The 23,654-nt window shown below is 65.7% G+C and carries 19 protein-coding genes; 14 read left to right on the top strand and 5 right to left on the bottom strand.

The window, feature by feature from the left end; translation table 11 throughout:
• Positions 1–406 precede the first annotated feature (406 nt).
• The 7 genes from BLV45_RS15910 (at position 407) to BLV45_RS15940 (ending at position 8,184) form a co-directional block, all read left to right on the top strand.
• Positions 407–928 carry a (2Fe-2S)-binding protein gene (locus tag BLV45_RS15910; RefSeq protein ID WP_090534745.1) on the top strand — a complete coding sequence of 174 codons (522 nt, stop codon included), beginning with the start codon at positions 407–409 and terminating at the stop codon, positions 926–928.
• Positions 929–938: 10 nt separating this feature from the next.
• Positions 939–3,326 carry a xanthine dehydrogenase family protein molybdopterin-binding subunit gene (locus tag BLV45_RS15915; RefSeq protein WP_090534748.1) on the top strand — a complete coding sequence of 796 codons (2,388 nt, stop codon included), beginning with the start codon at positions 939–941 and terminating at the stop codon, positions 3,324–3,326.
• Between the two features lie 15 nt (positions 3,327–3,341).
• Complete coding sequence (locus BLV45_RS15920) at positions 3,342–4,145, top strand: FAD binding domain-containing protein (RefSeq protein ID WP_090534750.1); 804 nt, start codon at positions 3,342–3,344, stop codon at positions 4,143–4,145.
• A gap of 133 nt (positions 4,146–4,278) precedes the next feature.
• Complete coding sequence (locus BLV45_RS15925) at positions 4,279–5,175, top strand: AAA family ATPase (protein WP_090534753.1); 897 nt, start codon at positions 4,279–4,281, stop codon at positions 5,173–5,175.
• A gap of 5 nt (positions 5,176–5,180) precedes the next feature.
• Positions 5,181–6,533, top strand: a complete 1,353-nt coding sequence (locus tag BLV45_RS15930; protein WP_245753311.1) for a vWA domain-containing protein — start codon at positions 5,181–5,183, stop codon at positions 6,531–6,533.
• Positions 6,534–6,622: 89 nt separating this feature from the next.
• A complete protein-coding gene (locus BLV45_RS15935; protein ID WP_090534756.1) occupies positions 6,623–7,189 on the top strand; it encodes a CoxG family protein in 567 nt (188 codons plus the stop codon).
• Positions 7,162–8,184: an XdhC family protein gene (locus tag BLV45_RS15940; RefSeq protein ID WP_090534758.1), complete on the top strand. Its 1,023-nt coding sequence runs from the start codon at positions 7,162–7,164 to the stop codon at positions 8,182–8,184. The genes BLV45_RS15935 and BLV45_RS15940 overlap by 28 nt, the downstream gene beginning before the upstream one ends.
• Positions 8,185–8,202: 18 nt before the next feature.
• Here the strand turns inward: BLV45_RS15940 and BLV45_RS15945 are convergent, their stop codons facing one another.
• Positions 8,203–8,949 carry a PepSY-associated TM helix domain-containing protein gene (locus tag BLV45_RS15945; RefSeq protein ID WP_090534762.1) on the bottom strand — a complete coding sequence of 249 codons (747 nt, stop codon included), beginning with the start codon at positions 8,947–8,949 and terminating at the stop codon, positions 8,203–8,205.
• 402 nt (positions 8,950–9,351) lie between these two features.
• On the opposite strand from BLV45_RS15945, the gene BLV45_RS15950 reads away from it, so the two are divergent.
• Positions 9,352–11,265 (top strand): DUF3857 domain-containing transglutaminase family protein, encoded by a 1,914-nt coding sequence (locus BLV45_RS15950; protein ID WP_245753313.1) that lies wholly within the window; start codon positions 9,352–9,354, stop codon positions 11,263–11,265.
• A 21-nt stretch (positions 11,266–11,286) separates the two neighbouring features.
• On the opposite strand, the gene BLV45_RS15955 is transcribed toward BLV45_RS15950, so the two are convergent.
• Positions 11,287–12,315 (bottom strand): serine/threonine protein kinase, encoded by a 1,029-nt coding sequence (locus BLV45_RS15955; RefSeq protein ID WP_090535278.1) that lies wholly within the window; start codon positions 12,313–12,315, stop codon positions 11,287–11,289.
• A gap of 214 nt (positions 12,316–12,529) precedes the next feature.
• On the bottom strand, positions 12,530–12,742 hold the full coding sequence (locus tag BLV45_RS15960) for a hypothetical protein (protein ID WP_090534767.1): 213 nt from the start codon (positions 12,740–12,742) through the stop codon (positions 12,530–12,532).
• Positions 12,743–13,165: 423 nt separating this feature from the next.
• Here BLV45_RS15960 and BLV45_RS15965 point away from each other — a divergent pair, with 423 nt between their 5' ends.
• The 5 genes from BLV45_RS15965 (at position 13,166) to BLV45_RS15985 (ending at position 21,137) form a co-directional block, all read left to right on the top strand.
• Positions 13,166–16,360, top strand: a complete 3,195-nt coding sequence (locus tag BLV45_RS15965) for an efflux RND transporter permease subunit (protein ID WP_090534769.1) — start codon at positions 13,166–13,168, stop codon at positions 16,358–16,360.
• Positions 16,360–17,667 (top strand): efflux RND transporter periplasmic adaptor subunit, encoded by a 1,308-nt coding sequence (locus BLV45_RS15970; protein WP_090534770.1) that lies wholly within the window; start codon positions 16,360–16,362, stop codon positions 17,665–17,667. The genes BLV45_RS15965 and BLV45_RS15970 overlap by 1 nt, the downstream gene beginning before the upstream one ends.
• 2 nt (positions 17,668–17,669) lie before the next feature.
• Positions 17,670–19,199: an efflux transporter outer membrane subunit gene (locus BLV45_RS15975; protein WP_090534773.1), complete on the top strand. Its 1,530-nt coding sequence runs from the start codon at positions 17,670–17,672 to the stop codon at positions 19,197–19,199.
• A 225-nt stretch (positions 19,200–19,424) separates the two neighbouring features.
• Positions 19,425–20,708: an MFS transporter gene (locus BLV45_RS15980; protein ID WP_090534777.1), complete on the top strand. Its 1,284-nt coding sequence runs from the start codon at positions 19,425–19,427 to the stop codon at positions 20,706–20,708.
• A 243-nt stretch (positions 20,709–20,951) separates the two neighbouring features.
• Complete coding sequence (locus BLV45_RS15985; protein ID WP_090534779.1) at positions 20,952–21,137, top strand: hypothetical protein; 186 nt, start codon at positions 20,952–20,954, stop codon at positions 21,135–21,137.
• A gap of 125 nt (positions 21,138–21,262) precedes the next feature.
• Here BLV45_RS15985 and mgrA read toward each other — a convergent pair whose 3' ends face one another.
• On the bottom strand, positions 21,263–22,306 hold the full coding sequence (gene mgrA, locus BLV45_RS15990) for an L-glyceraldehyde 3-phosphate reductase (RefSeq protein ID WP_090534781.1): 1,044 nt from the start codon (positions 22,304–22,306) through the stop codon (positions 21,263–21,265).
• Between the two features lie 177 nt (positions 22,307–22,483).
• On the opposite strand from mgrA, the gene BLV45_RS15995 reads away from it, so the two are divergent.
• Positions 22,484–22,687, top strand: a complete 204-nt coding sequence (locus BLV45_RS15995) for a DUF3185 family protein (RefSeq protein WP_090534783.1) — start codon at positions 22,484–22,486, stop codon at positions 22,685–22,687.
• Between the two features lie 60 nt (positions 22,688–22,747).
• On the opposite strand, the gene BLV45_RS16000 is transcribed toward BLV45_RS15995, so the two are convergent.
• Positions 22,748–23,527 carry a phytanoyl-CoA dioxygenase family protein gene (locus BLV45_RS16000; RefSeq protein WP_090534785.1) on the bottom strand — a complete coding sequence of 260 codons (780 nt, stop codon included), beginning with the start codon at positions 23,525–23,527 and terminating at the stop codon, positions 22,748–22,750.
• Positions 23,528–23,654: the final 127 nt, after the last annotated feature.

The raw sequence follows: 23,654 nt of genomic DNA on the forward strand, positions 1-23,654 counted from the left end.
AGCGCCTTTCTTTTGCCTACTTTTCTTTGGAAGACAAAGAAAAGTAGGTGCCGCCCCGCACAGGGGCGACGCTAATAGACCGACATGAATTCAAGGAAAGGCCAAAGAAACACCCGGCCAGAAAACGAAAAACCCGGAATACCGCCCCGCACAGGGGCAACGCCAATAGACCGACATGAATGCAAGGAAAGGCCAAAAAGCCAGAACAACAAAAAAGCATGCCGCCCCGCCAAAGGGGCAAAAAGCAAACCCCCAATACCCCTTACCTTCAATTTGTGATCTACTTTTCGCTGCAAGCATAAAAACCAGCCCCAACCCGCACGAACCTCACAGCAGGCAGTCGGAACAGGTAGTGGAGTGGAAATGTGAGCTTCGTACCGGTCTCTATCCCCCAAGGAGACAGTCAATGGCAATCAGCATCAGCCTGACGGTAAACGACACCCCGGTAACCGCCGAAGTCGAACCCCACAGCCTGCTTGTCCAGTTTCTGCGCGACCAGCTTCGCCTCACCGGTACACACATCGGCTGCGATACCGCCCAGTGCGGCGCCTGCACGGTCCACCTCAACGGCCGCGCCATCAAATCCTGCAACATGCTCGCAGTCCAGGCGGAAGGCGCCACCATCACCACCATCGAAGGCCTCGCCGCGAACGGCACACTCCATCCCATGCAGGAAGCCTTCCGCAACTGCCACGGCCTCCAGTGCGGCTTCTGCACGCCCGGCATGGTGATGAGCGCGACCGCGCTCGTCCACACCCATCCCGACGCCAGCGAAGCCGACGTGCGCCGTCAGCTCGACGGTAACCTGTGCCGCTGTACGGGCTATCACAACATCGTCAAGGCCGTCCTCGAAGGCGCCGCCGGCATGAAATCCGCCAGCAGCAACGCCAGCGCAGGTGCAGCCGCATCCGCCAAAGCCACCGCCTGAGGAGCCGACGATGAACGCACCCGATACCCATCGCATGATCGGCGCCTCCGTCAAACGCAAGGAGGACTATCGTTTCCTGACCGGCAACGGCCAGTACACCGATGACATCGTCCTCCCGCAGCAGACGTACGCGATCTTCCTGCGCTCGCCATACGCGCACGCACGCATCAAAAGCATCGACACGGCCGCGGCGAAGGCATCGCCCGGCGTCGTCGCGATCTTTACCGGCGCCGACATGGCCGCCGAAAACGTCGGCGGCCTGCCGTGCGGCTGGCTCATCCACAGCGTCGACGGCAAGCCGATGAACGAGCCACCGCATCCGGTCATCGCGCACACAAAAGCCCGTCACGTGGGCGACCAGGTCGCGCTCGTGATCGCCGAATCGATCAAGGCCGCAAAAGATGCCGCCGAACTCATCGAGGTCGACTACGACGTGCTGTCCGCCGCCGTCGATACCGCGCACGCGGCCGATCCCGGCCAGCCGGCGGTTCACGACGAAGTGCCGGACAACACCTGCTACACGTGGGGCCACGGCGACAAGGCCGCCACCGACGCCGCCTTCGCGAGAGCCGCCCACGTCACGACGCTCGACATCGTCAACCAGCGCCTGATCCCGAACGCGATCGAGCCGCGCGCGGTCAACGCAAGCTGGTCGCCGCAGGACGACAGCTACACGGTCTACGTCGCGAACCAGAATCCGCACGTCGAGCGCCTGCTGATGGCCGCGTTCGTGCTCGGCCTGCCGGAGTCGAAACTGCGCGTGATCGCGCCCGACGTCGGCGGTGGCTTCGGCTCGAAAATCTTCCTCTACGCCGAAGACGTCGCGCTCACGTGGGCGTCGAAGAAAATCCGCCGCCCCGTCAAATGGACGGCCGAGCGCTCGGAGTCGTTCCTCTCCGACGCCCACGGCCGCGATCATGTGACGAAGGCCGAACTCGCGATGGACGCCGACGGCAAATTCCTCGCGATGCGCATCCACACGATCGCGAACATGGGCGCCTATCTGTCGACGTTCGCCTCCAGCGTGCCGACGATCCTCTACGCGACGCTCCTCGCCGGCCAGTACGCGACGCCCGCGATCTACGCCGAAGTCAAGGCGGTCTTCACGAACACGGTGCCGGTCGACGCCTACCGCGGCGCAGGACGCCCGGAAGCGACGTACGTCGTCGAACGGCTCGTCGAAACCGCGGCGCGCGAGATGAAGCTCGATCCGGCCGAAATCCGCCGGCGCAACTTCATCCGCGCGTTTCCGTATGCGACGCCGGTCGGCCTCACCTACGACACCGGCGACTACGAAACCATCCTCGCCCGCTCGCTCGAACTCGCGGACGTGAAAGGCTTCGCCGCGCGCAGACAGGAATCGGAGAAGAACGGCAAGCGGCGTGGCCTCGGCTACTCGTGCTACATCGAGGCGTGCGGCCTCGCGCCGTCGAACATCGCGGGCGCGCTCGGCGCGCGGGCGGGTCTCTTCGAAGTCGGCCAGATCCGCGTGCATCCGACGGGCTCCGTCACGGTCTTCACCGGCTCGCACAGCCACGGTCAGGGTCACGAAACGACGTTTGCGCAGGTGGTCGCGGACCGCCTCGGCATCCCGCTCGAAAACGTCGAGATCGTTCACGGCGACACGGGGCGCATTCCGTTCGGCATGGGCACGTACGGTTCGCGCTCGATCGCGGTCGGCGGCTCGGCGATCATGAAGGCGCTCGACAAGATCGAAACGAAAGCGAAAAAGATCGCCGCGCATCTGCTCGAAGCCGCCGCCGAGGACATCGAGTTCAAGGACGGCGTGTTCCGCGTCGCGGGCACCGACCGCACGAAGGCGTTCGCCGATATCTCACTCGCCGCGTACGTGCCGCACAACTATCCGCTCGACCAGCTCGAACCGGGACTCGACGAAAGCGCATTCTATGATCCGACGAATTTCACGTATCCGTCGGGCGCGTACATCTGCGAAGTCGAAGTCGATCCCGACACGGGCGAGTGCCACATCCAGCAGTTCACCGCCGTGGACGACTTCGGCAACGTGATCAATCCGATGATCGTCGAAGGCCAGGTACACGGCGGGATCGGGCAGGGCATCGGCCAGGCGATGCTCGAGCGCTGCGTGTACGACAACGAGAGCGGCCAGCTGCTCTCCGGCTCGTACATGGATTACGCGATGCCGCGCGCGTCGGATCTGCCGAACTTCACCGTCGAGACGTCGAAGGGCACGCCCTGCACGCACAACCCGCTCGGCGTGAAGGGCTGCGGCGAGGCGGGCGCGATCGGCTCGCCACCGGCGGTGATCAACGCGATCCTCGATGCGCTCGCGCCGCTCGGCGTGACGGACCTGCAAATGCCGGCGACGCCGCATCGCGTGTGGTCCGCGATCCGCGCCGCTCAAAACCCGACGACCTGAACAGAGGAAGCCGACATGTATGCATTCGACTATCAACGTGCTTCCGACGCGAAAGCCGCCGTCGCGGCCCTGAACGCGGACAGCGACGCGAAATACCTCGCGGGCGGACAAAGCCTCCTGCCGACGATGCGCCTGCGCCTCGCGCAGCCGTCGCAACTGATCGACGTCACGCGCATCGCCGCGCTGAAGGAGATCAAGGTCGACGCGAAAACGGTGACGATCGGTGCCGCCGTCTGTCACGCGGACGTCGCGGGCAACGCCGACATCCAGCGCGTGCTGCCGGGCCTCGCCGGGCTCGCCGCGAATATCGGCGACCGCCAGGTGCGCGCACTCGGCACGATCGGCGGCTCGCTCGCGAACAACGATCCGGCGGCCTGCTATCCAGCCGCGGTGCTCGGCCTGAACGCGACCGTCGTCACCGACAGGCGGCGCATCACCGCCGACGATTTCTTCGTCGGCATGTACGAGACCGCGCTGGAACCGGACGAACTGATCACAGCCGTCGAGTTCCCGGTGCCCGAGCGCAGCGCCTACGAGAAGTTTCACAACCCGGCTTCGCACTTTGCGCTGGTGGGCGTGTTCGTCGCGAAAGGTGCGGACGGCGTGCGCGTGGCGGTAACGGGCGCGGCTTCGTCGGTGTTTCGCGCGACGGCGCTGGAGCAGGCGCTCAGCGCGAATTTCACGCAGGCAGCGGCGCGCGCGGTCACGATCGACGCCAGCACCCTCAACACCGACATGCACGCGAGCGCCGACTATCGCGGGCATCTGATCCCGGTGCTGGCGGCGCGGGCGGTTGGCGGCATCAGCAGCGGCGGCTGACGCGCCACCGGCGGCAAGCGGCCATCGACAGCAGGCGGCGCGGGTCCATAGTTATCCTGGACCGGCGCCGCGCAACACCGTCCGCCGCCACCCGCCACCTGTATCGCCGTTCCGCCGTGCCATGAGTTCACCGATGACAACCACGCAGCCCGATTCCATCGACGCCACCCTGGAAAAGCTCACCGCTCAGGGTTACTACGCGAGCCGCGAACTCGCGACGGCGCTCTATCTTGCGCTGCGCATGGAGCGACCGCTTTTCGTCGAAGGCGAGCCGGGCGTCGGCAAGACCGAACTCGCGAAGGCCGCCGCCGGCATGCTCGGCACGACGATGCTGCGTCTGCAATGCTACGAAGGGCTCGACACCGCGAGCGCGCTGTACGAATGGGACTACCCGCGCCAGATCATGGCGCTGCGTCTCGCGGAAGCCGCCGGCGAGCGGCCCGGCAACGACACGCTCTATCGCAGCGAATTTCTGCTCAAGCGCCCGCTCCTGCAGGCGCTGATGCCCGACGAACATCACCCGGGCGCGCGCCGCGTGCTGCTCATCGACGAGATCGACCGTGCCGACGAACCGTTCGAAGCGTTTCTGCTCGAACTGCTCTCCGATTTCCAGGTGTCGATTCCCGAATACGGCACCGTGCGCGCGGTGCAACCGCCGCTCGTCGTGATGACATCGAACCGCACGCGCGAAGTACACGACGCGTTGAAGCGCCGCTGCCTGTACCAGTGGATCGGCTATCCCGACCGGGACCGCGAACTGGCAATCGTCGCCGCGCGCGCGCCGGAAACGTCGGCGGAACTGCAACGGCGCGCGGTGGATTTCGTACACCGGCTGCGCGGCATGGACCTGTTCAAGGCGCCCGGCATCGCCGAAACGATCGACTGGTGCCGCGCCCTGTCCGCGCTCTGCGTGACAGAGCTGGATCCGCAATCCGTGCAGAACACGCTCGGCGTGCTGCTCAAGTACCAGGACGACCTCGCGCGCATCGACGCGCAGCAGATCGCGCAATGTCTCGCGGTGCCGGAGTAACGGCGATGCCCAGCCCGCGCCCGCCCGATACACGCGATGCCACCGGCCGGTCCGCATACGGGCGGGCCGCCGCCGCGCTCAGCCCGCCCGCCGAGGGCGCGCCGGGCACTCCCACGCTTGCGCGCAACGTCGTGCATTTCGTGCGCGTGCTGCGCGGCGCGGGTCTGCCGATGTCGCCCGCCCAGGCCGTCGACGCGCTCGCGGCCCTCCACTGGATCGACCTCGAACGCCGCGACGACGTACGCGCGGCGCTCGCGGCGCTGCTGGTTTCCGCCCCCGACGAGCGCGATCTCTTCAACGCGGCCTTCGACCTCTTCTGGCGCGACCCGGACTGGGAAGGCAAGCTGCGCGCGCTGCTGCTGCCGAAAGTGCGCGGCGGCCTGCCGCCGCCGCGCCGCAACAACCGCCTCGCGGATGCGCTCGCGGTGCGGCCACCGCCGTCGAAGCCCGGCCACCGCCCACAGGAAACCGGACAGCACGAACTGCACGCGCATGTCACCTTCAGCGCCGAGGAACGCCTGCGTCACCGCGACTTCGACACGCTCACCGCCGACGAATGGCGCACGCTGCGCCATCTGATACGCGGCCAGCGCCTGCCGCTCGCGACGGAACCGACGCGTCGGCTCAAGGCTTCGTCGCGCGGCACGCATGCGGACCTGCGCGCGAGCGCGCGCCACGCGGTGCGCGCGGGCGGCGACTGGACCGTGTGGAAATACCGCGCGGTCGTGGAACGCAAGCCGCCGCTCGTGCTGCTGCTCGACATCTCCGGCTCGATGAGCAGCTATTCGCGCGCCGTGCTGTACTTCTGCCATGCGCTGCTGCAGTCGCGCGAACGGCTGCAGGTGTTCCTGTTCGGCACGCGCCTCACGAACGCGACGCGCGCGCTGCGCGAACGCGATCCGGATGTCGCGATCGCGACGATCGCGGAGCAAGTGGAGGACTGGTCCGGCGGCACTCGCATCGGCGCGGCGCTCGCCGAATTCAACCGACGCTGGGCACGCCGCGTGCTGACCGGCAGGGCCACCGTGCTGCTCGTGACCGACGGCCTCGATCACGAAGCAATCGACGTGCTCGAAACCGAAATGGCAAGGCTGCACCGCTTCGCGCATCGCATCGTCTGGCTGAACCCGCTGCTGCGCTACAGCGCGTTCGCGCCGAAGGCGCGCGGCGTGCAGGCCATGCTGCCGCATGTGGACGCGCACCGGCCGGTTCATAATCTGGAGAGTCTCGCCGCGTTTGGCCGCGACTTCGCGCAGCTCACGCGCGCGCCACGTGCCACCGGGGCAGCCACGATAACCGCAACCGTCTTGCATGGGGCTGGAGTACGTGCTTTGCATGGGACCGGAGTAACGCGCTAAAGCGTGAACCCTGATCGACCGCAATGGCTTGCATGGGACCAGAGTAACGCGCTAAAGCGCGAACTCTGGTCGACAGGAGGAGCATCCGCATGGAACTGACCGAAACTTATACGCTGCCTGTCGCGCAGCAACGCGCGTGGGAAGCGCTGAACGACACCGCGATCCTGCGCGCGTCGATTCCCGGCTGCGACAGCATCGAGCCGGATGGCGAGAACGCCTACGCGGTGTCGATGAGCGCGTCGGTCGGACCGGTGAAGGCGCGCTTCAAGGGCCGCATGCTGCTCACCGACATCGACGCGCCAAACACCTATACGATCGTCTTCGAAGGACAGGGCGGCGCCGCTGGCTTCGGCAAGGGCAACGCCCACGTCACCCTCGAAGCGGACGGCGAGGCGTCGACGAAACTGTCCTATACCGCCACCGCCCAGGTGGGCGGCAAGCTCGCGCAGATCGGCTCGCGGCTCGTCGATGGCGCGGCGCGCAAGATCGCGGGCGAGTTCTTCAAACGCTTCAGCGCGCAGGTAACAGGCGAGGGCGATGCCGCCGAAGCAAACCCGCCCGACGCCGGCGAGGAACCGGAATCCCCAGACGCGACCGCCGGTGAAGACGCAGGAAAAGGAAAGAAATCATGGACAGCGTGGATCTCGAAGTTCTGAAATCCAGCGCCCGCTGGCTCGAACAGGGGCATCGCGCGCTGCTGGTGACGGTGGTGAAAACGTGGGGCTCGTCGCCGCGGCCCGAGGGCGCGATGCTCGTCGTGCGTGACGACGGCCTCGTCGTGGGCTCGGTGTCGGGCGGTTGTATCGAAGACGACCTGATCGATCGCGTGCGCCGGTGCGGCATCGAGCAGACGCGGCCCGAAGCCGTCAAATACGGGATCACCGCGGAGGAAGCGCACCGCTTCGGCCTGCCGTGCGGCGGCACGATCCAGCTCGTGCTCGAACCGCTGACGCAGCAAAGCGGTATCGCTGAACTGTGCGATTCGGTGGAACGCGGCGCGCTCGTTGCGCGCACGGTCGACATGGCGACCGGCGCCGCACGCCTCACGTCGGCGCAGGCCACCGACGGCGTCGACTTCGACGGGCAGCGTCTCCTGACGATTCATGGCCCGCGCTACCGGATGCTCGTGATCGGCGCGGGGCAGCTGTCGCGCTATCTCTGTCAGATCGCGGTCGGGCTCGACTATCAGGTCACGGTGTGCGATCCGCGCGAGGAGTACACCGACGAGTGGGACATTCCGGGCACGAAGATCGTCCGCACGATGCCGGACGACACGGTCCTCGACATGAAGCTCGACGAACGCTGCGCGGTGATCGCGCTCACGCACGATCCGAAGCTCGACGACCTCGCGCTGATGGAGGCGCTGAAAACGCCCGCGTTCTATGTCGGCGCGCTCGGCTCGCGGCGCAACAACGCGGCGCGGCGCGAGCGGCTGAAGGAGTTCGATCTGAACGAAACCGAACTCGCGCGGCTGCACGGGCCGGTTGGCATCTACATCGGCAGCCGTACGCCGCCGGAGATCGCCGTGTCGATTCTCGCCGAGATGACGGCGGCGAAGAACGGCGTCTCGCTGCCCACGCTGCTTCAGGTGGAAGGCGCGAAGGCCGCGCGGGAAGTCGCCGCGAGCGGCGACGCGACCTGCAGCGTGTGACCGTCGCGCGAAAGCGCCCTAGAACATCCCGGTGAGCACCGCGGCCGCAATCGATCCGAGCACCAGCACGACGCCGATCGTGCGCCGACGGTTCAACTCCGTCCACAACAGCACGCCCGTCAGCGAAAGCAGCAGGATGCCGCCCGCGAAGGTGTCGATAAACAGCACCCAGCCGATGCTCATCCCGACACCGCGATGCAGGTTGTTCAGCTCGCCGAGGAACGTGTTCTGCGCCCGCTTGACCGACACGTAGCCGTTGCCCACCCAGTATTCCGCCTGCACGCTCTCCTTTGTGCCCTGGATGCCGACCTGCCAGTACTCCGGCTGCACGACGCTATGGTCGCCCCACGCCACGGGATGCGCCGGCTCGCGACGCGGCCTGCCCGGCTTGCCGTCGACCTTGAGTTCGCCCTTGAGCCAGTGCGCCATGTCCATCGGCGACCTGAACCTGCTGCCTTCGGGAAGCGCGAGTTGCAACTGTTCGACCTGCGGCTCGCCCGACGACACCTTCAGCGGTCCCCCCCGATGGTTCAGCAAAAAGCCGGTCACGCCGAACAGGAGGCCAATGGCCGCGCCCCACAGGCCGACCCAGCCATGCACCTTGCGCAGCCACTTGATGAACGTCGCGCGGCGCGAACGCTGCCGGCGCGCGGCCTGCTGCGCATCGTCCATCAGATGATGGTCCGGTTCGACAGCGTGCTGCGTGTAGCGCGTCGTGCCAGCCGGCGCGGCGGGTTGTACTTCGATCGATTCAGGCGCGTTCACATCGGCTCCAGGCGCAATGGCAATAAGCACACGACCAGCGCGCGGCGCTGCCCTTGCAGGCGCGTTGCTGGCGTGAAACAGGATGGGGTACGGCAGATGGGCAAGACTGGAACAGCGGCCGCATCGGCAAAAGGCGTGGCTGGCTGGCCATCACAGAGGAGAAATGTGACAGTGGCTGGCAGAACCTTTCAAATGAGAATGGCTATCATTACATAAAGCGGATTTTTTCTCAATCCGGAGCGGGTTGCCTGGTCGTTACGGCCCATGACAGACCGGCGACCCGCGCCGCGACGCTCACTGAAGACGTTCGCTCGCGCTATGCGGGGTGACCGCTTGACTTTGGCTTCGTCCGACCTTTAAGTACACGAACCTGCCCCATAACCGTCGTCGCAGTTCGTCTGGATGCCTGAACACACCATGCGCTTCCATCAGCTTGCCTGCATCCTGACGCTCGTCTGGTCGACGGCCGCCCGTGCTGTATATGCCACGCCTTCGGCCCAGCCGGTCGAGCCGTACACGAACGAAGGCGAAACGCAGACGTTCACCGTCAACGAGGACGGCTCCTATACCAAGCTCGATTCGATGACGCTGCTCGTCAACAACGAGGCCGGCGTCGCGCGGGTCGCGCAGCAGTACATCTGGTTCAACCGCAACATGGCGGACGTCGCGATCGTCGAGGCGTTCACGACGGGCGCGGACGGCGTACGGCACGACGTCGGGCCGGAGCAGGTGCGCGACGTGCAGGAAGCGCGCTCGTTCAACGCGCCGATGTTTCAGGACATCCAGGAAAAGGTGATCGTCTTTCCGGCGGTCGAACCGGGCGCGCGCATCCACCTGACGTACCGGAAAACGCAGAAGGTGCCGATCGTGCCGGGTCATTTCAGCGACTTCACGCCGCCCGACCTCGCGCCGACGCACAACTTCACGCTCATCTACGATCTGCCCGCCGGCAAGCCGTTATACGCCGACGCGCGCGGCTTCACGACGGTCGCGCCGGTCACCGCGAATGGCCGCACGCGCTACGAATTCCGCTATGACAAGGCGCATTTCCGGCGGCTCGAATATGGCTCGGTGGCGTACGTGTCGTACGGCGACAGGCTGATGGTGTCGACGTTTCCCGATTACGCGGCGTTCGCGGCGACGTACCGCGCTTCGTCGGTCGATGCGAGCGCGGCCGATCCCGCTGTCGTCGCGCTGGCCCGCACGCTCACCGCAAACGACATCACGCCGCGCGCGAAAGCGAAGACGCTCTACGACTGGATGCGCCGCAACGTGCGCTACGTCGCGATCAACGTCGGGCGCGGCGCGGTGATTCCGCATCACGCGAGCGAGATCCTCGCGTACCGCTACGGCGACTGCAAGGACCACGTCGCGCTGTACGGCGCGCTGCTCGACGCGGTCGGCATCCGCAACGAGCCGGCGCTCATCAATAGCGGCACCATCTATTCGCTGCCGACGGTGCCGGGCTACGGTGTCATCAATCACGTGATTTCGTGGCTGCCCGACCTGCAGCTCTACGCCGACTCGACGGCGACGAACGTCGAGTTCGGTTTTCTGCCATCGACGGATATGAACCGCCCGGCGCTGCTCGTACACGAAGGCGTGCTCGCGCATACGCCCTCAACGGCGGCGATGGCGCGTCACACGGATCTTTCGATCGTCGTGATGCCGGACGGCTCGGCGACGTTCGTCTACAGGCTGGAAGCGACCGGCTGGGCGGCCGAACAGGGCCGCACGATGCTGCGTCTGCAGACGCCCGCGCAGCGCGAGGAATCGCTTCAGGGCGAATTGCGCAACGCGAACCTGCGCGGCGCGGCGACGCTCACCACCAGCAACCTCGCCGCGACCGGCGGCCCGCTCGTGCTGACGATGCGCGGCACGCTGGAGAATCTCGTCGTGCCGGGCACGGCGGCGTCGATCCCGGCGCTCACGAGCCTCGCCGGCGGCTTCGAATCGGACACGCGCTACTGGCTCGGCGAACGCCAGCGCACGCAGCCATTCGTGTGCCGCAATGTCGAACTGCACGAGCACACGCAGATCGCGCTGCCGGCGAACTTCCGCGTGCTCGACATGCCCGAGCCGGTGCAAACGCAGGACCGTTTCCTCGATTTCCGCTCGCAATACACGTTCGATCCGGCGACGCGCGTCATCGACGTCACGCGCGACGGCAGCACGCATTTCGACAGCGACGTCTGCTCGCCGGATGAATTCGCGCAGATGCGCGCGGCGATGGAAACCGTCGGGCGCGACGTGCGTGCGCAGGTCATCGTGAAATCGACGCTCGACGGCGCGCGCGTCGCCACCAGTTCACCGTGAGCGGCTGCCGGGCGCGCAAAATCAGACCGGCCAGAGCGGCCCTTCCTGCATCGCGCCGATCTGCTCGCGCAGTTCGAGAATGCGGTCTTCCCAGTAGCGCTGCGTGTTGAACCACGGAAACGCCGCGGGAAACGCGGGGTCGTCCCAGCGCCGCGCGAGCCACGCCGAGTAGTGAATCAGCCGCAGCGTGCGCAACGCTTCGACGAGATACAGCTCGCGCGGCTCGAATTCGCAGAAGTCTTCATAACCGGCCAGCAGGTCCGCCAGCGCGCGCGACGACGACGCCCGCTCGCCCGGCAGCAGCAGCCACAGATCCTGGATCGCGGGCGCCATCCGGCTGTCGTCGAAGTCGACGAAATGCGGGCCGGCATCGGTCCACAGCACGTTGCCCGGATGACAGTCGCCATGAACGCGCAGCATCCGGATATCGCCGGCACGCTCGAACGCGCGCTCGACGCCTTCCAGCGCCAGATCGACCACTGTTTCCCAGGCTGTCCGAACGTCATCTGGAACAAAGCGATGCGCCAGCAGAAAATCGCGCGGCTCGTAGCCAAAGCTCTGGATATCGAGCGCCGGGCGCGATCTGTATGGCTCTAGCTGGCCCATCGCGTGAATGCGCCCGATAAAACGCCCGAGCCATTCGAGCGTGCCGCTGCGATCGAGATCGGGCGCGCGTCCGCCGCGACGCTCGAAAATCGCGAGACGAAAGCCGTCGAACGTATGCAGCGAACGGCCGTTATCGACGCGCGCCGGCACAGCGGGAATTTCGCGCGCGGCCAGTTGCGCGACGAACGCGTGCTCTTCGAGAATGGCTTCGTCGGTCCAGCGCTCGGGACGGTAAAACTTCGCGACAACGGGCGGCCCGTCTTCCACACCCACCTGGAAGACGCGGTTCTCGTAGCTGTTGAGCGCGAGCATGCGGCCATCGGTGCGCTGGCCAGCGGGAATCAGGACGCTGTCGATGGCGTCGAGCACGCATTCCGGCGTCAGCCGGGCAAAAGGGACAGCGCTGGAAGCGCCGTCCTGGAGATCGGGAGTGTCGTCGTTCATGCCCGCATTGTGCGCCGCGACGCCCGCGATGACGAGCGACACGCGTGACGGGTGACGGGTGACGCAGGGGCATGTCAGGGCGTCGCTGTGCGCGCCACGCCCCTGATGCAGGCGACAGACGCGCGGGGCGCCGGCGCCTTGCGCGCCCTGGATACAGCGGGACCCCAACCGCGCGCCGCGTCGAGGCGCCGCGCGGGTCACCACGTTCAGTGCTTCAGTGCATCTGCGCGCTGGCGGGGCGAACCTGCTCGCCCGTGTCGATCAGGTCTTCAAGGAAGAAGGGTTCGGTGTTCAGCTGGATCGACGTGCCGGGTTCACCCGCGTACCACGCCACCATGGCCATGTCGCCAAGAATGCGCATCACGATGCCGCGCGCGCCCTGGGGCACGGCGATATGCACGGAGCGGACGATAGAACCGACTTGCATGATGTTTCCCCGTTCTCTTTGCCGGCTTGGATCAAGCGCCGGTCGTGTGGCGATAAAAAGCGCCGCGTCGCCAGAAACGTTGCGTGCGCACCTAACCTGCATCGCGCGTACCGCGGAAGAGGCCTTCAAACTCATTGTTCACGTTTTGCACCGCTCGGGAAAGCGAAAAATAAGGGCCCAACACCCCTTAATTCGTACATTCGACTTACGAAATCGCAACCCGCGGCCCCTCGTGTAATGCGTCGTAACAGGTCAATCATAAACCTTGAAGGCGTCATATCCGAAAATGACGCTTGAGGACTACGATACGCGTTATATTCCTGTCGCGCATGCCGGGCGCGGCCCTCGTTTGCGCAACGCAGGCCGTGTACGCGGCGCAGCCACCCCGGCTTTCAACCGACCAGCCCAGACTCGCGCCGTTCAATGTGGATCGTTCGACTCGCGCTACGGCGCCCGTACACCTTTATCGTTCTCGCGCTGCTGCTGCTGATCGTCGGGCCGTTGACGATCATGCGCACGCCGACGGACATCTTCCCGAACATCGACATTCCGGTGCTGTCGGTGATCTGGTCGTACAACGGCCTGCCCGCCGACGAGATGGAAAAGCGCATCGTGCTCAACTACGAGCGCGGGCTTTCGGTGGCGGTCAACGACATCGAGCACGTCGAATCGACTTCACTGAACGGCATCGCCGTCGTCAAGATTTTCTTCCAGCCGCACGCGAATATCGACGAAGCACTCGCGGAAGTCACCGCGCTGTCGCAGTCGCAGGTGCGCTCGCTGCCGCCTGGCATCACGCCGCCGTTCATCCTGCGCTACAACGCCTCGACCGTGCCGATCCTGCGCCTCGCGCTGTCGTCGCCGACGCTCACCGAGCAGGAACTGTTCGACTTCGGCAATAACTTCCTGAAGACGCAGCTCGCGACCGTACCCGGTGCATCGGCGCCGCTGCCGTACGGCGGCAAGCAGCGCCAGATCATGGTGGACATCGATTCGCGCAAGCTCCAGGAGCGCAACCTGTCGCCGATGGACGTAGTGAACGCGATCACCGCGCAAAACCTGATCCTGCCCTCCGGCACCGCGAAAATCGGTTCGACTGAATATTCGGTGACGATGAACGCGAGCCCCGATTCGCTCGCCGGCCTGAACAACATCCCGATCAAGTCCACCGCGAACGGCACCGTCTATATCCGCGACGTCGCGCATGTGCGCGACGGCTTCCAGCCGCAGACGAACATCGTGCGCGTGAACGGCCAGCGCGCGTCGCTCCTCACGATCAACAAGAGCGGCAACACGTCCACACTCGAAATCGTCCAGCGCATCAAGGACATGATGCCGACGCTGCGCAATCTCGTGCCCGAGTCGCTCAACATCGATCCGGTCGCGGACCAGTCGCTGTTCGTGCGTGCCTCGGTGCAGGGCGTGCTGCGCGAAGCGCTGATCGCCGCCGGCCTCACCGGCCTCATGATCCTGCTTTTTCTCGGCAACTGGCGCGCGACGCTGATCATCGCCGTGTCGATTCCGCTTTCGATGATCACGTCGATCATCGCGCTTTCCGCGCTCGGCGAAACGATCAACATCATGACGCTCGGCGGGCTCGCGCTCGCGGTCGGGATTCTGGTCGACGACGCGACCGTCGCGATCGAGAACATCAGCCATCAACTGGAGCAGGGCAAGAATCTCGAGCAGGCGATTCTCGACGGCGCGCATCAGATCGCGATCCCCACGCTGGTGTCGACGCTCGCGATCTGTATCGTGTTCGTGCCGATGTTCCTGCTGACGGGCGTCGCGCATTATCTGTTCATTCCGCTTGCCGAAGCGGTCGTCTTCGCGATGCTCGCGTCGTACTTCTTTTCGCGCACGCTCGTGCCGACCCTCGCGAAATACCTGCTGCGCAATCACCATCGCAAGGAAGACCTGCACGCGAGCGAAACGACGCGCAATCCGTTCATGCGCGTGCATCTCGCGTTCGAGCGCGGCTTCGCGAACCTGCGCGAGCGCTATCGCGTGTTTCTGGAAGCGCGCGTGGCGAAGCCGGGCATGTTCGTCATCGCGTTTCTGGCGTGCTGCGGCGCGTCGATGCTGCTGATGCCGTTTCTTGGCCGCGACTTCTTCCCGCAGGTCGACGCGGGCACGATCGCGCTGCATCTGCGCGCGAAAACCGGCATGCGGGTCGAGGAAACGGCGGTGGTCACGGATCGCGTCGATACGCGGATCCGTCAGCTGATTCCGCCGGCCGAACTGCATTCGATCATCGACAATATCGGCCTGCCGGTGTCGGGTATCAATCTGTCGTACAGCAACACGGGCACCATCGGTTCGTCCGACGCCGACGTGCTCATCACGCTGAACGAAAACCATCATCCGACCGCGGATTACGTCCGCACCCTGCGCCGCACGCTCAGCGACGAATTCCCCGGCGTGCAGTTCGCGTTTCTGCCCGCCGACATCGTGAGCCAGACGCTCAACTTCGGCATGCCGTCGCCGATCGACATCCAGGTCGTGGGGCGCGACGTGCAGGGCAACCGCGCGTTCGCCGCGCGTCTGCTCGACCGCCTGCGCACCGTGCCCGGTTTCGCCGACGCCCGCATCCAGCAGCCCTCCGACCTGCCGCGCATTTTCATCGACGTCGACCGCACGCGCGCGCAGCAGGCCGGCTTCACGCAGAAAGACGTGGCGAGCAACCTGCTGATCACGCTGTCGGGCAGCCAGCAGACGACGCCGACGTTCTGGCTCAATCCATTGAACGGCGTCAGCTACAACGTGATCACGGAAGCGCCGCAATACACCATCGATTCGCTGCAGGCGCTCGCGAATATTCCGCTCAACGCGAACGGCAAGAGCAACATCCTCGGCTCGCTTGCATCGATGCGCCGCGAAGCGGGCAACGCCGTCATCAACCACTACAACGCGCAGACGACGATCGACATCTACGGCACCGCCGACGGCCGCGATCTGGGCGGCGTCTCCGACGACATTTCGAAGATCATCGCCGACTCGAAAGCAGACTTGCCGAAGGGCTCGACGATCAAACTGCGCGGCCAGGTGCAGACGATGAACGATTCGTTCTCCGGCCTCTTCACCGGTCTCGTGTTCGCGATCGTGCTGGTGTATCTGCTGATCGTGGTGAACTTCCAGTCGTGGCTCGATCCGTTCATCATCATCACCGCGTTGCCGGGCGCGCTCGCGGGCATCGTGTGGATGCTGTTCCTCACGCACACCACGCTGTCGATTCCCGCGCTCACCGGCGCGATCATGTGTATCGGCATCGCGACGGCCAACTCGATCCTCGTGATCAGCTTCGCGCGCGAACAGCTGCTCGAACACGGCGACGCGACACGCGCCGCCATCGAAGCGGGCTTCACGCGATTCCGTCCGGTGCTGATGACGGCGCTCGCGATGGTGATCGGCATGGTGCCGATGGCGATCGGCCTCGGCGAAGGCGGCGAGCAGAATGCGCCGCTCGGCCGGGCGGTGATCGGCGGCCTCGCGGTCGGCACGCTCGCGACGCTGATTTTCGTGCCGGTGGTGTTCTCGCTGATCTATAACCGGCTCGCGACGCGACGCCTGCGCGCGTCGGAACACGTGGTTCCAAAACATCCTGATGTGGGGCATTGATGGAAGGCAAAGGTCCGGAGCGTCACGACGACGCGCACCTGAAGGCTGAAGCGACGGCGACGCGGCCGAAGCGCGCGCGCTGGCCCGTCGTGGTGGCGATCGTCGTCGTGCTGGTGCTCGCGGCGCAGGGCATCTGGTCGCGTCGCAGCGCGCACGCCGCGCTCGAACGCGCTGCGGTTCACGCGAGCCAGACGAGCGTCGAGGTCGTGCATCCGCAGAAGTCGGATGCGGCGCTCGATCTCGTGCTGCCCGGCAACGTGCAGGCGTTTCTCGACACGCCGATCTACGCGCGCACGAACGGCTATCTGCGCAAGTGGTACGCCGACATCGGCGCGCACGTGAAGGCCGGCCAGCTGCTCGCCGAGATCGACACGCCGGAAATCGACGACCAGTTGCGCGCGGCGCGCGCCGATCTCGCCAATGCACAGGCAAATTACGCGCTGTCGAAAACGACCGCCGACCGCTGGACCGACATGCTGAAAAGCAACTCGGTCTCGAAGCAGGAAACCGACGAGAAGGTCGGCGACATGCTCGCGAAGAAAGCGACGCTCGACGCGGCGCGTTTCAACGTCGCGCGCCTCGAAAAGACGCAGTCGTTCCAGAAGGTCTTCGCGCCGTTCGACGGCATCGTCACGGCGCGTAACATCGACGTCGGCGCGCTGATCGATGCCGGCAGTTCCGGCGGCCCGGCGAAAGAGCTGTTCCACGTCGCGCAGGCGGACCGGCTGCGGGTGTACGTCAACGTGCCGCAGGCATACGCGCAGCAGATCCATGCGCAGCAGAACGCGTACCTCACGCTCACGGAAACGCCGGCGAAACACTATCCGGGCAAGGTCGCGCGCACGGCGGGGTCCGTCGATGCGACACAGCGGACGATGCTCGTCGAAGTCGATGTCGACAACCGTGCCGGCGATCTGCTGCCAGGCGCGTACGCGCAGGTCCACTTCGCGCTCGGCACGGGCGCCGCGCGCTTCACGCTGCCGGGCAACGCGTTCCTGTTCCGCCCGGACGGCGTGAAAGTCGCCACCGTGACACCCGACAACCACGTCAAGCTGGTGAGCGTTTCCCTCGGGACGGACTTCGGCACGCGCGTGGCCGTTGCATCGGGTTTGCAGGGCGATGAGCAGGTGATCCTCAATCCGCAGGATTCGATCGTCAACGGCGCGCCCGTGCGCATCGTCGAGCGGAAGAACGCAGGCGGGGCCAGGGGTGCAGGTGGCATGAGCGGCGCGAGCGGCGCAGCGGGCGGTTCCGCCACGACGACGGCCAGTGCGCAAGGCGCTTCGTCAGGACAGGCCGGGCAGTGAGCATGCGACTTCATCGTTCATCTCACCGGCGCGGGCTGCGTCTTTCGCTGACAGCGATTGCGGCGGCATCGATGCTCGCGGGCTGCGCCGTGGGTCCGGACTACGTCAAGCCGACCGCGACCACCGCCGCGACGTACAAGGAACTCGAGGGCACCGGCTGGAAACCCGCGCAACCCGCCGACCTCGGCACGCGCGGCGCGTGGTGGGAGGTCTACGGCGACCCGGCGCTGAACGCGCTTGAAGCGCGCGTCGCGACCGAAAACCAGGACGTGCAGGCCGCGCAGGCGCGCTTTCGCGCGGCCCGCGCCGCGGTCGCGCAGTTCCGCTCCAGCTTCTTTCCTTCCGTGACCGCCTCTGGCGACTATTCGCGCGCGCGTTCGTCGGCCAACGTGCTGCACAAGTCGACCGCCGGTCTCACGCTCAACGACTACCTCGTGCAGGCCGATGCATCGTGGGAACCCGACCTGTGGGGCCGCATCTCGCGCACCGTCGAAGGCGCGAAAGCGGGCGCGCAGGCGAGCGCCGCCGATGCGCAGTCCGCGCTTCTGTCGATGCAGGCCGAACTCGCCACCGACTACTTCGAGCTGCGTGGCATCGATCAGGAACATCAGCTGCTCGACAACACGATCAAGGCGTATCGCGACGCGCTCGACCTGACGCAGCATCGCCAGGCCGGCGGCATCGCCACCGACGCCGATGTCGCGCAGGCGGAAACCCAGTTGCAGACCACCCAGGCGCAGGCGATCGATCTCGACGTGCAGCGCACGCAACTCGAACACGCGATCGCGATCCTGACGGGCCAGAGTCCGTCGACGTTCTCGCTGCCCGTCGCGCCGCTCGTCGCGGTGCCGGTCGTGGCGCCGGCGGGCGTGCCGTCGGCGCTACTCGAACGCCGGCCCGACATCGCTTCCGCGGAACGCCAGATGGCCGCGACGAACGCGCAGATCGGCGTCGCGACCGCGGCGTTCTTTCCGGACCTGGTGCTGTCCGTCACCGGTGGCCTCGAAGCGACGAACATCAGTTCGTGGCTGCTGGCGCCCTCGCGCTTCTGGGCGCTCGGGCCGACGCTCGCGGGCACGCTGCTCGACTTCGGCGGACGCGCGGCCGTGAAGGCCGAGGCGCAGGCGCACTACGACGAAAGCGTCGCGAACTACCGTCAGACCGTGCTCGGCGCGTTCGGCGACGTCGAGGACAATCTCGCCGCGCTGCGCGTGCTCGAACAGGAAGCGCTCGCGCAGAACGACGCGGTGACGGCCGCGGAGCGCGCGCTCGCGGTGATTTCGAACCGCTACAGGAACGGCGCGATCACCTATCTCGATGTCGTCGTCGCGCAGACTACCGCGCTGTCGAACGAACGCCAGTCGGTCGACATCGCGCGCCGCCGGATGGCCGCGAGCGTCGCGCTGATCAAGGCGCTCGGCGGCGGCTGGGACGCTTCGCAACTGCCCACCGACGAGCAGATCGTGCATCCCGATGCGGCTTCGGGCGCGCCGACCGGTGCGGTGTCCGGCGCGTCGGCAACGCGCGGGTAGCGGCGCGCGTGATGTGCGGCGTTGCGTTGGCGTTGGCGTTGGCGTTGGCGTTGGCGTTGGCGTGGCGTTGCGCTGCGGGCGTTGGCATCGCGCTGCGTTGCATCGAACGCGGCGCGCGGCGCACATTTCGCGCCGCCACGGAAACGCCATCGATTGCCCGCGCCGGCCACCTCTCTCGCGTGACCGGCGTATCGTTGAGGTCTTTGCTTTTCGGGAGACCGCTTCGTGAACGCTTCACCGAAACCTGACCGGCAGCCTGATCCGGCGGTTTCTTCAACTGCTTCGGGTCGTGCGCCGGACGACGCTTCCGGCATTCCCTACCTGGAGCGCGGCACACGCACCTACTGGCGTGCCAGTCTCGCGCTGCTGTTCGCCGGCTACGCGACGTTCTCGCTGCTCTACTGCGTGCAGCCGCTCCTGCCCGCGTTCTCGACGACGTTCGGCGTCAGTCCCGCGCAAAGCAGCTTCTCGCTCTCGCTCACGACAGCCATGCTCGCGTTCGCGATCTTCGTCGCGGGCTTCGTGTCGGAAGGCTGGAGCCGGCATCGCCTGATGACCGCTTCGCTCACGGCGTCGTCGCTGCTCACGCTCGCGACTGCTTTCGCGCCGCAATGGCATCAGCTGCTGGTGCTGCGTGCGCTCGAAGGGCTCGCGCTCGGCGGCGTGCCCGCGGTGGCGATGGCCTATCTCGCCGAGGAGGTGCATCCCGATGGCCTCGGCCTCGCGATGGGGCTGTACGTGGGCGGCACGGCGATCGGCGGCATGGCGGGGCGCGTGATCACCGGCGTCGTCGCGAACCTGTTCGGCTGGCGTGCGTCGATTGCGGTCATCGGCGTACTCGGCCTGCTGGCGATGCTCGCGTTTCGCACGCTGTTGCCGCCTTCGCGCCATTTCGTGCCGCGTCGCGGGCTCGGTTTTTCGCACCATCGCGCCGCGCTCGCGGGCCATTTCAAGACCGCCGGGTTGCCGGTCGTGTTCCTGATGGCGTTCGTGCTGATGGGCAGTTTCGTCACGTTGTACAACTACATCGGCTACCGGTTGCTCGCGCCGCCGTACCTGCTGAGTCAGGCTGAAATCGGCGCGATTTTCGTCGTGTATCTGACGGGCGTGGTCGCGTCGCCGTGGTCGGGACGGATGGCCGACACGTTCGGCCGGGCACGCGTGCTGATAGCAAGCCTCGTGCTGATGCTGACCGGCGTCGCGCTGACGATGCTGCATCCGATCGCGGCGATCGCGGCCGGCATCGCGTGCCTGACGTTCGGCTTTTTCGCCGGGCACGCGGTGGCAAGCGGCTGGGTCGGCCGGATGGCGAAAACAGCGAAAGGCCAGGCCGCCGCGCTGTATCTGCTCGCGTATTACCTCGGATCGAGCATCGTGGGTTCGTACGGCGGACACGTGTGGGCGAAGCACGGCTGGAACGGCGTGGTTTCGCTCGTCGTGCTGCTGTTGCTGTGTGGTATCGCGGGGGCGGGGTGGTTGCGCGCGCGTGAGCGGAAAGGGCTCGCGTAAACCATGATCCGCAGCGCGCATCGAAAGGTCGTTGCAAGGCTTCGCCACACTTTTTCGTGACCGCTTCAAACATGCGCTAAATCGCGCCGGGTCCCGCCTGGCGCGGCTGCGATTATGCGTGATGCGACGCTGCGGCGCCGCATCACGGCGCTGTCCGTCAATCTGTCGCCTATACTCAAATCACGCGGCCGCTTCCATCACAACTACAGCGGGCCTCGCGCAGTAACGTATCAGGAGACAAATATGACGACCTATTTCACGATCGGTGATTTCATCCTGGTCATTCCGATGGCGCTAGCCGGCGCGCTCTTTCTTGGCGCGTGCCCGTGTGCAACCGAGTTCAGGCATAACGTGCTGCGCGTATTGGGCGCATTACTCGGTGTGGTCGTCGCGGTACTGCTGGTCGAGGGGCTACCCGCACTGGTCTAGCGACCCGATTACTCAAATCACCGGAGCAGACGCTCCGATACGTGATGCACACATGAAAAAGCCGCCTTGCGGCGGCTTTCTGGATACGCGTGTGCGATCACTCAAACATCAACCGCCAGACCCGCTCAGACGTGCTGGTCGGTCGACGGCTTTTCCCACAGGTTGATGCCGCCTTCGGTCGCGTAACGATCGATCTCGGCCAGTTCTTCCTTCGAAAACACCAGGTTCTTCAACGCACCGGCGTTCTCGCGCACCTGCTCCGGCTTGCTCGCGCCAATCAGCGCCGACGTCACGCGGCCACCGCGTAGCGTCCACGCAAGCGCCATCTGCGCGAGGCTCTGGCCGCGGCGTTGCGCGATCTCGTTCAGCTTGCGCACGTGCTCGATGTTCTGCGCGCTCAGATGCTCCTGCTTGAGCGAGCCGCCCCCCGCTTTGTTGACGCGCGCGTCCTGCGGCACGCCGTTCAGATACTTGCCGGTCAGCAGACCCTGCGCGAGCGGCGTGAACGCGATGCTGCCGGCGCCGATGTCGTCGAGCGTGTCGAGCAGCTCATGCTCGACCCAGCGGTTCAGCATGTTGTAAGCCGGCTGGTGAATCAGCAGCGGCACCTTGTATTCGCTGAGCAGCTTCGCCATTTCACGCGTTTTGGCCGGCGAATACGACGAAATGCCGATGTACAGCGCCTTGCCCTGCTGCACGGCGGTGGCGAGCGCACCGGCGGTTTCCTCGAGCGGCGTGTCGGCGTCGAAACGATGCGAATAGAAAATGTCGACGTAGTCGAGCCCCATGCGCTGCAGGCTCTGATCGAGACTCGCAAGCACGTACTTGCGCGAGCCGCCGCCCTGGCCGTACGGACCCGGCCACATGTCCCAGCCCGCCTTCGACGAAATCAGCAGTTCGTCGCGATACGGCCTGAAATCGTCCTTGAAATGGCGGCCGAAATTCGTTTCCGCGCTGCCGTACGGCGGCCCGTAATTGTTCGCCAGATCGAAGTGCGTGATGCCGAGATCGAACGCGGTGCGCAGGATGTCGCGTTGCGCCGAGAAGGGCGTCGTGTCGCCGAAGTTGTGCCACAGGCCGAGCGACAGCGCCGGCAGCTTGAGCCCCGACTTGCCGCAAACGCGGTATTGCATGTCCGAATAGCGTTCTGATGCTGCTTCGTAAGCCATCGCTGGAGTTCCCTGGTAGAGGCTGAAAAGGCGCACCGTGATGCGCGCCGTGCTGAACTGTGTATGGTAGCCAATTGGGGCGTCGAGTGCATCGCCCCAGATTGCGGGACGAAGGATGGACGTCGCCACGTCGCTCACCTAAACTGCGGCGACCATATTTAACGATGAGGGATTTTCATGACCAGAGCGATCTCGTTTGCGTTGATCGCTGGCGGTGTGGTGCTGCTGTACTTCGGCGGCCAGTCGTTCCACTCGCTCAGCAACGATGTATCGCGCGTCTTCACGGGCGCGCCGACGAACAAGACGATCTTTCTGATCGCAGGCGGCGTGGTCGCGACACTTGCCGGGCTCACCGGTCTTATCGTGTCGGGCAAGCGCTAGACCGGCGCGCGATGAGCGGTGGTTGAAACACCGCTCATCGTTCGTGGTGACCCGTGTGCTTCAGAACGCGACTTCCGGCATCGAAGCCGACCGCGATCCGGGCAACGGCACATTGCTCGCGCCGTGATACGTGAACACGAGCGAAAACTTCACGTCGTCGCTGATATTCTTGCCGGCGGAATGCAGCGTGTTGCAGTGGAAGAACACGACGTCGCCGGCCTTCAGTTCCGGCGAAATCGCTGTCTGGATCAGCGCCTGGTTCTCGGGCAGATCGGAGCGGAAAAATTTCGCCTGATCGAAGCGCTCCGACGTGAACGGCGCGGTGTGCGACTGTGGCACGAACCAGAGCGCGCCGTTGTCGACCGTTTCGGGTCCGAGTGCGACCCACACCGACACCAGGTCGTCCCGTTCGAACGACCAGTACCGCACGTCGCGGTGCCAGCCCGTCAGGCTGCCGTACGCCGGGTGCTTCGTCATCATGCAGTTGTGATGGGCCCGCGACAGGCGCGGCTCCTCGCCGAAATACAGTTCCATCCAGCCACGAATTTCCGGTGCGGTCGCCCATTCGCGAAAGAGCAGATCGCGCTGGTAAGCATCGAGCAGGCGGCGCACGGTATGCCCGCCTGGCGCGTGCTTCGATTCGGGCGCGCCCGGATAACGCAGATCGGCCTCGTATTCGAGCGGCGCGGCGGCCTCCTGCAACTGCCGCTGCGCCACCTGCTTCATCTGCGCGCAGCGCTCGGGTGAAAGCAGGCCTGGCACGACCACGAAGCCGCGTTCACGCAGCGCCTGTACCTGTTCCTTTTTCGAATGAAGCGAAGGATGCGACTGTACTGACATGGAGACATTCCGGTTCGGCTGGCTAATACCGGATTGTAAAACGTACCCGATCCTGCTGCGCGTGCGATCGGCGGCCGCGCATGCGGCTACCTTGACGTATCGCACGCAAGAGGGGCGGCGCCTGCAC

It is taken from the genome of Paraburkholderia sartisoli (assembly GCF_900107685.1).
Classification (GTDB): Bacteria; Pseudomonadota; Gammaproteobacteria; order Burkholderiales; family Burkholderiaceae; genus Paraburkholderia; species Paraburkholderia sartisoli.

What these genes read in the sequence shown, in the direction of transcription:
- BLV45_RS15915 (WP_090534748.1), top strand. Translation starts at nt 939, where the DNA reads ATGAACGCACCCGATACCCATCGCATGATCGGCGCCTCCGTCAAACGC.
- BLV45_RS15925 (WP_090534753.1), top strand. Translation starts at nt 4,279, where the DNA reads ATGACAACCACGCAGCCCGATTCCATCGACGCCACCCTGGAAAAGCTC.
- BLV45_RS15975 (WP_090534773.1), top strand. Translation starts at nt 17,670, where the DNA reads ATGCGACTTCATCGTTCATCTCACCGGCGCGGGCTGCGTCTTTCGCTG.
- BLV45_RS15995 (WP_090534783.1), top strand. Translation starts at nt 22,484, where the DNA reads ATGACCAGAGCGATCTCGTTTGCGTTGATCGCTGGCGGTGTGGTGCTG.
- mgrA (WP_090534781.1), bottom strand. Translation starts at nt 22,306, where the DNA reads ATGGCTTACGAAGCAGCATCAGAACGCTATTCGGACATGCAATACCGC.
- BLV45_RS15960 (WP_090534767.1), bottom strand. Translation starts at nt 12,742, where the DNA reads ATGCAAGTCGGTTCTATCGTCCGCTCCGTGCATATCGCCGTGCCCCAG.
- BLV45_RS15940 (WP_090534758.1), top strand. Translation starts at nt 7,162, where the DNA reads ATGGACAGCGTGGATCTCGAAGTTCTGAAATCCAGCGCCCGCTGGCTC.
- BLV45_RS15920 (WP_090534750.1), top strand. Translation starts at nt 3,342, where the DNA reads ATGTATGCATTCGACTATCAACGTGCTTCCGACGCGAAAGCCGCCGTC.
- BLV45_RS15955 (WP_090535278.1), bottom strand. Translation starts at nt 12,315, where the DNA reads ATGAACGACGACACTCCCGATCTCCAGGACGGCGCTTCCAGCGCTGTC.
- BLV45_RS15910 (WP_090534745.1), top strand. Translation starts at nt 407, where the DNA reads ATGGCAATCAGCATCAGCCTGACGGTAAACGACACCCCGGTAACCGCC.
- BLV45_RS15950 (WP_245753313.1), top strand. Translation starts at nt 9,352, where the DNA reads ATGCCTGAACACACCATGCGCTTCCATCAGCTTGCCTGCATCCTGACG.
- BLV45_RS16000 (WP_090534785.1), bottom strand. Translation starts at nt 23,527, where the DNA reads ATGTCAGTACAGTCGCATCCTTCGCTTCATTCGAAAAAGGAACAGGTA.
- BLV45_RS15985 (WP_090534779.1), top strand. Translation starts at nt 20,952, where the DNA reads ATGACGACCTATTTCACGATCGGTGATTTCATCCTGGTCATTCCGATG.
- BLV45_RS15965 (WP_090534769.1), top strand. Translation starts at nt 13,166, where the DNA reads ATGTGGATCGTTCGACTCGCGCTACGGCGCCCGTACACCTTTATCGTT.
- BLV45_RS15930 (WP_245753311.1), top strand. Translation starts at nt 5,181, where the DNA reads ATGCCCAGCCCGCGCCCGCCCGATACACGCGATGCCACCGGCCGGTCC.
- BLV45_RS15970 (WP_090534770.1), top strand. Translation starts at nt 16,360, where the DNA reads ATGGAAGGCAAAGGTCCGGAGCGTCACGACGACGCGCACCTGAAGGCT.
- BLV45_RS15935 (WP_090534756.1), top strand. Translation starts at nt 6,623, where the DNA reads ATGGAACTGACCGAAACTTATACGCTGCCTGTCGCGCAGCAACGCGCG.